At 37.2% G+C, this 4,780-nt stretch carries 8 protein-coding genes; 4 read left to right on the top strand and 4 right to left on the bottom strand.

Translation table 11 applies throughout. The annotated features are described in order from the left end of the window. The coding region (locus BXU11_RS18235) for a single-stranded DNA-binding protein (RefSeq protein ID WP_369803233.1) at positions 1 to 93 on the top strand (93 nt) is incomplete at its 5' end. Between the two features lie 11 nt (positions 94 to 104). Next, the gene (locus BXU11_RS17300) at positions 105 to 524 is read left to right on the top strand and encodes an HRDC domain-containing protein (protein ID WP_078213394.1); all 420 of its coding nucleotides are present in this window, start codon (positions 105 to 107) and stop codon (positions 522 to 524) included. A 557-nt stretch (positions 525 to 1,081) separates the two neighbouring features. On the opposite strand, the gene BXU11_RS17305 is transcribed toward BXU11_RS17300, so the two are convergent. Together BXU11_RS17305 and BXU11_RS17310 are read right to left on the bottom strand one after the other, a co-directional pair. Beyond that, complete coding sequence (locus BXU11_RS17305; RefSeq protein ID WP_078210894.1) at positions 1,082 to 1,981, bottom strand: histone deacetylase; 900 nt, start codon at positions 1,979 to 1,981, stop codon at positions 1,082 to 1,084. Between the two features lie 42 nt (positions 1,982 to 2,023). Next, on the bottom strand, positions 2,024 to 2,218 hold the full coding sequence (locus BXU11_RS17310; RefSeq protein WP_024980687.1) for a hypothetical protein: 195 nt from the start codon (positions 2,216 to 2,218) through the stop codon (positions 2,024 to 2,026). A gap of 343 nt (positions 2,219 to 2,561) precedes the next feature. Here BXU11_RS17310 and BXU11_RS17315 point away from each other — a divergent pair, with 343 nt between their 5' ends. Together BXU11_RS17315 and BXU11_RS17320 are read left to right on the top strand one after the other, a co-directional pair. Next, positions 2,562 to 2,756, top strand: a complete 195-nt coding sequence (locus tag BXU11_RS17315) for a hypothetical protein (RefSeq protein WP_024980687.1) — start codon at positions 2,562 to 2,564, stop codon at positions 2,754 to 2,756. 42 nt (positions 2,757 to 2,798) lie between these two features. Then, entirely contained in the window at positions 2,799 to 3,698 is a 900-nt protein-coding gene (locus BXU11_RS17320) for a histone deacetylase (RefSeq protein ID WP_078210894.1), read from the top strand. 522 nt (positions 3,699 to 4,220) lie between these two features. On the opposite strand, the gene BXU11_RS17325 is transcribed toward BXU11_RS17320, so the two are convergent. Next, positions 4,221 to 4,676 (bottom strand): HRDC domain-containing protein, encoded by a 456-nt coding sequence (locus BXU11_RS17325; RefSeq protein ID WP_078210895.1) that lies wholly within the window; start codon positions 4,674 to 4,676, stop codon positions 4,221 to 4,223. An 11-nt stretch (positions 4,677 to 4,687) separates the two neighbouring features. Next, the coding region (locus BXU11_RS18240) for a single-stranded DNA-binding protein (protein WP_369803233.1) at positions 4,688 to 4,780 on the bottom strand (93 nt) is incomplete at its 5' end.

A 4,780-nucleotide genomic window follows, 5' to 3' on the forward strand; every position in this document is an offset into this window, starting at 1 on the left:
AAACTCACTCACCGCAGTTACGAAGACAAGAACGGGGAGAAACGCTACATCACTGAAGTGATAGTGAATGAAATCCTTTTGATGGGCAAATAAAATCCGGAGCTATGAATGTACAGGTATTTTCCGTTCGGGTAGATGCTCCTCATTTGGCGCACGACCAGCAACAACTTAATGATTTTATCGCCTCGGTAGAATTGGTACAATCCGATACTCATTTCATCGAATCCGATGCGAGCTATTGGTCGGTTTTGTTGCACTATAAAGAAAAAATCAATCTTGCGTCTCAGGAAAAAGCGTCACTCACCGACCTAACCCAAGACCAAATCGATAGGTTTGAACACTTGAAAAAATGGCGCAACGAAAAAGCCAAAACGAATGGTGTAAAACCATTTGTAATTTGTCACAACAGCCATCTGATTCAAATAGCCGTGCAACATCCCAAAACGAGTTCCGATTTTCAATGGATTAAAGGATTTGGAGAAAACGAACGCAACAGTATGCGGAAGAAATCATTCAGCTATTAGAAAACATACCTCTAAATCAGGAAGAATTAATTTAAAATATATAAGCCATTTAAGTTTTCTATAAGCACGGAATTTTTCAAAACCATAGAAGGCATTTAAGGACATAAAAGGCTGAACAAAAGCTTGAGTGTTCTTGATGCCTTTTATGGTTTAATATTATGTGTTTTTTGAACTTTGTGGTTAATTATTGGCCACGGATGTCGCGGATAAAACGGATGCAACGGATTTTAATGGAACTTAAATGTCCTTATTTGTTTTATTACTTTGCGAGCCTTGCGATAATCTTTGCGTGCTTTGCGGTTAAACTTTAGACAAAGATTTCACACAATTTAAAGAATTAATTATTTAAAACTTTGCGCCTTTGCGTCCTTGCGGTTAATTTTTTTACCACAAAGCAACACGAAGAAGCCACTAAGACTCACAAAGCAAAAGTAGTGCAATTGTTGTATGCTATACCAAAACTTATATGCTCTTATTTGCTCTTATTTGCCTTATATGATTCAAAAAAGCTTTAATCAAAACTTCAATGCCTTATATGTTTTAAAATTCTCAGCAAATTAATACAACCCTCTCGCTACTCGATACGTATTAGCATGAGCCTCAATTATGGTTTTAATCGCAGGAGAATAACCGCCACCCATACTCACTTGTACAGGAATACCCAAAGATTTACAAAGACCTAAAACATAGCTATCTCGAGCTTTACATCCTTCTAAAGTACACCCTAATTTCCCTAATTTGTCCGTACCCAAAATATCCACACCCGCTAAGTAAAAAACAAAATCGGGACGATGGAGGCTGAGTAATTCTGGAAGTGTTTCTTGTAGAATGGCCAAATAAGTTGAATCATCTATCTTGTCTGGCAAAGGGATATCGTAATCTGAAATTTCTTTTCGAAAAGGATAATTACTTTGACCATGCATTGAAAAAGTAATGACATCCGTATTATTTCGAAAGATTTCTGCTGTGCCATTGCCTTGATGTACATCGAGATCTACAATGAGGATTTTATGGCACTTCTTCTGATTGATGAGATACTGAGCTGCAATCGCTTGATCGTTGAGTAAGCAAAAAGCCTCTCCACGATTCGAGAATGCGTGATGAGTTCCACCAGCAATGTTAAAAGCAATACCGTGTTCCAGCGCGTGATTACAACCTACAACTGTGCCTTGTGCAATACGCAACTCTCGCTCGACCAACGCTGCAGAAAGTGAAAATCCGATACTACGAATGGCTTTGGCATCGAGAGTCAATTCGGTTAGAGCCTTAACATAAGTTGGTGTATGCACAGCATGGACTAAAGATAAATCAATAGGTTCAGGGGAATAAAAATCATTAGGTTCTGCTGTCCCTTCGTGGAGTAACTGCTTAGGAAGCAGTTCGTATTTGAGCATCGGAAAACGATGTCCTTCGGGTAGTGAATGGTTGTAAATGGGATGGTTGGCAATAAAAAACATAAAACACTCAGTTGAGTGTGCAATGTAGTAGCAATTTTAGAATTACGCTACTTTTTTAATCAAATCAAACATAGGACAACGACCGCAACGTTTGTTTTCGCCTTTCTCGTATTTTCCGCAACATTTTGACTTGCAGTTTTCGGCAACTTTGATTTTAGCCAAAAGCGCTTTCTTCTTTTGGTCTTTCTTTTCTTTTTTGCCTTTTTTCTTGTCCTTTTCTTTGTCTTTCTTACTCATGTTGGTGTGGTAGACTAAAATTCACCGACAAAGATACTTTGTTTTTATTAATTCTAAATAAATTTTAACGAAAAAATTAAAAGGCTTTTTCTAAAGCAATAAAATGAGTCAATTTTCCTTTGGCATCAAAAATTGGATAACTTTTGATTAAGCAGTCATAAGTTTTACCATTTTTTTAAAATATGACTGCTTTAACTCAAAAGTTATCCAATTTTTGATGCCAAAGGAAAATTGACTCATTTTATTGCTTTAGAAAAAGCCTTTTAATTTTTTCGTTAAAATTTATTTAGAATTAATAAAAACAAAGTATCTTTGTCGGTGAATTTTAGTCTACCACACCAACATGAGTAAGAAAGACAAAGAAAAGGACAAGAAAAAAGGCAAAAAAGAAAAGAAAGACCAAAAGAAGAAAGCGCTTTTGGCTAAAATCAAAGTTGCCGAAAACTGCAAGTCAAAATGTTGCGGAAAATACGAGAAAGGCGAAAACAAACGTTGCGGTCGTTGTCCTATGTTTGATTTGATTAAAAAAGTAGCGTAATTCTAAAATTGCTACTACATTGCACACTCAACTGAGTGTTTTATGTTTTTTATTGCCAACCATCCCATTTACAACCATTCACTACCCGAAGGACATCGTTTTCCGATGCTCAAATACGAACTGCTTCCTAAGCAGTTACTCCACGAAGGGACAGCAGAACCTAATGATTTTTATTCCCCTGAACCTATTGATTTATCTTTAGTCCATGCTGTGCATACACCAACTTATGTTAAGGCTCTAACCGAATTGACTCTCGATGCCAAAGCCATTCGTAGTATCGGATTTTCACTTTCTGCAGCGTTGGTCGAGCGAGAGTTGCGTATTGCACAAGGCACAGTTGTAGGTTGTAATCACGCGCTGGAACACGGTATTGCTTTTAACATTGCTGGTGGAACTCATCACGCATTCTCGAATCGTGGAGAGGCTTTTTGCTTACTCAACGATCAAGCGATTGCAGCTCAGTATCTCATCAATCAGAAGAAGTGCCATAAAATCCTCATTGTAGATCTCGATGTACATCAAGGCAATGGCACAGCAGAAATCTTTCGAAATAATACGGATGTCATTACTTTTTCAATGCATGGTCAAAGTAATTATCCTTTTCGAAAAGAAATTTCAGATTACGATATCCCTTTGCCAGACAAGATAGATGATTCAACTTATTTGGCCATTCTACAAGAAACACTTCCAGAATTACTCAGCCTCCATCGTCCCGATTTTGTTTTTTACTTAGCGGGTGTGGATATTTTGGGTACGGACAAATTAGGGAAATTAGGGTGTACTTTAGAAGGATGTAAAGCTCGAGATAGCTATGTTTTAGGTCTTTGTAAATCTTTGGGTATTCCTGTACAAGTGAGTATGGGTGGCGGTTATTCTCCTGCGATTAAAACCATAATTGAGGCTCATGCTAATACGTATCGAGTAGCGAGAGGGTTGTATTAATTTGCTGAGAATTTTAAAACATATAAGGCATTGAAGTTTTGATTAAAGCTTTTTTGAATCATATAAGGCAAATAAGAGCAAATAAGAGCATATAAGTTTTGGTATAGCATACAACAATTGCACTACTTTTGCTTTGTGAGTCTTAGTGGCTTCTTCGTGTTGCTTTGTGGTAAAAAAATTAACCGCAAGGACGCAAAGGCGCAAAGTTTTAAATAATTAATTCTTTAAATTGTGTGAAATCTTTGTCTAAAGTTTAACCGCAAAGCACGCAAAGATTATCGCAAGGCTCGCAAAGTAATAAAACAAATAAGGACATTTAAGTTCCATTAAAATCCGTTGCATCCGTTTTATCCGCGACATCCGTGGCCAATAATTAACCACAAAGTTCAAAAAACACATAATATTAAACCATAAAAGGCATCAAGAACACTCAAGCTTTTGTTCAGCCTTTTATGTCCTTAAATGCCTTCTATGGTTTTGAAAAATTCCGTGCTTATAGAAAACTTAAATGGCTTATATATTTTAAATTAATTCTTCCTGATTTAGAGGTATGTTTTCTAATAGCTGAATGATTTCTTCCGCATACTGTTGCGTTCGTTTTTCTCCAAATCCTTTAATCCATTGAAAATCGGAACTCGTTTTGGGATGTTGCACGGCTATTTGAATCAGATGGCTGTTGTGACAAATTACAAATGGTTTTACACCATTCGTTTTGGCTTTTTCGTTGCGCCATTTTTTCAAGTGTTCAAACCTATCGATTTGGTCTTGGGTTAGGTCGGTGAGTGACGCTTTTTCCTGAGACGCAAGATTGATTTTTTCTTTATAGTGCAACAAAACCGACCAATAGCTCGCATCGGATTCGATGAAATGAGTATCGGATTGTACCAATTCTACCGAGGCGATAAAATCATTAAGTTGTTGCTGGTCGTGCGCCAAATGAGGAGCATCTACCCGAACGGAAAATACCTGTACATTCATAGCTCCGGATTTTATTTGCCCATCAAAAGGATTTCATTCACTATCACTTCAGTGATGTAGCGTTTCTCCCCGTTCTTGTCTTCGTAACTGCGGTGAGTGAGTTT

Source organism: Flavobacterium sp. LM5 (assembly GCF_002017945.1).
GTDB classification, from domain to species: domain Bacteria; phylum Bacteroidota; class Bacteroidia; order Flavobacteriales; family Flavobacteriaceae; genus Flavobacterium; species Flavobacterium succinicans.

Coding starts and splice junctions, on each gene's coding strand:
- BXU11_RS17305 (WP_078210894.1), bottom strand. CDS start 1,981: ATGTTTTTTATTGCCAACCATCCCATTTACAACCATTCACTACCCGAA.
- BXU11_RS17315 (WP_024980687.1), top strand. CDS start 2,562: ATGAGTAAGAAAGACAAAGAAAAGGACAAGAAAAAAGGCAAAAAAGAA.
- BXU11_RS17310 (WP_024980687.1), bottom strand. CDS start 2,218: ATGAGTAAGAAAGACAAAGAAAAGGACAAGAAAAAAGGCAAAAAAGAA.
- BXU11_RS17300 (WP_078213394.1), top strand. CDS start 105: ATGAATGTACAGGTATTTTCCGTTCGGGTAGATGCTCCTCATTTGGCG.
- BXU11_RS17320 (WP_078210894.1), top strand. CDS start 2,799: ATGTTTTTTATTGCCAACCATCCCATTTACAACCATTCACTACCCGAA.
- BXU11_RS17325 (WP_078210895.1), bottom strand. CDS start 4,676: ATGAATGTACAGGTATTTTCCGTTCGGGTAGATGCTCCTCATTTGGCG.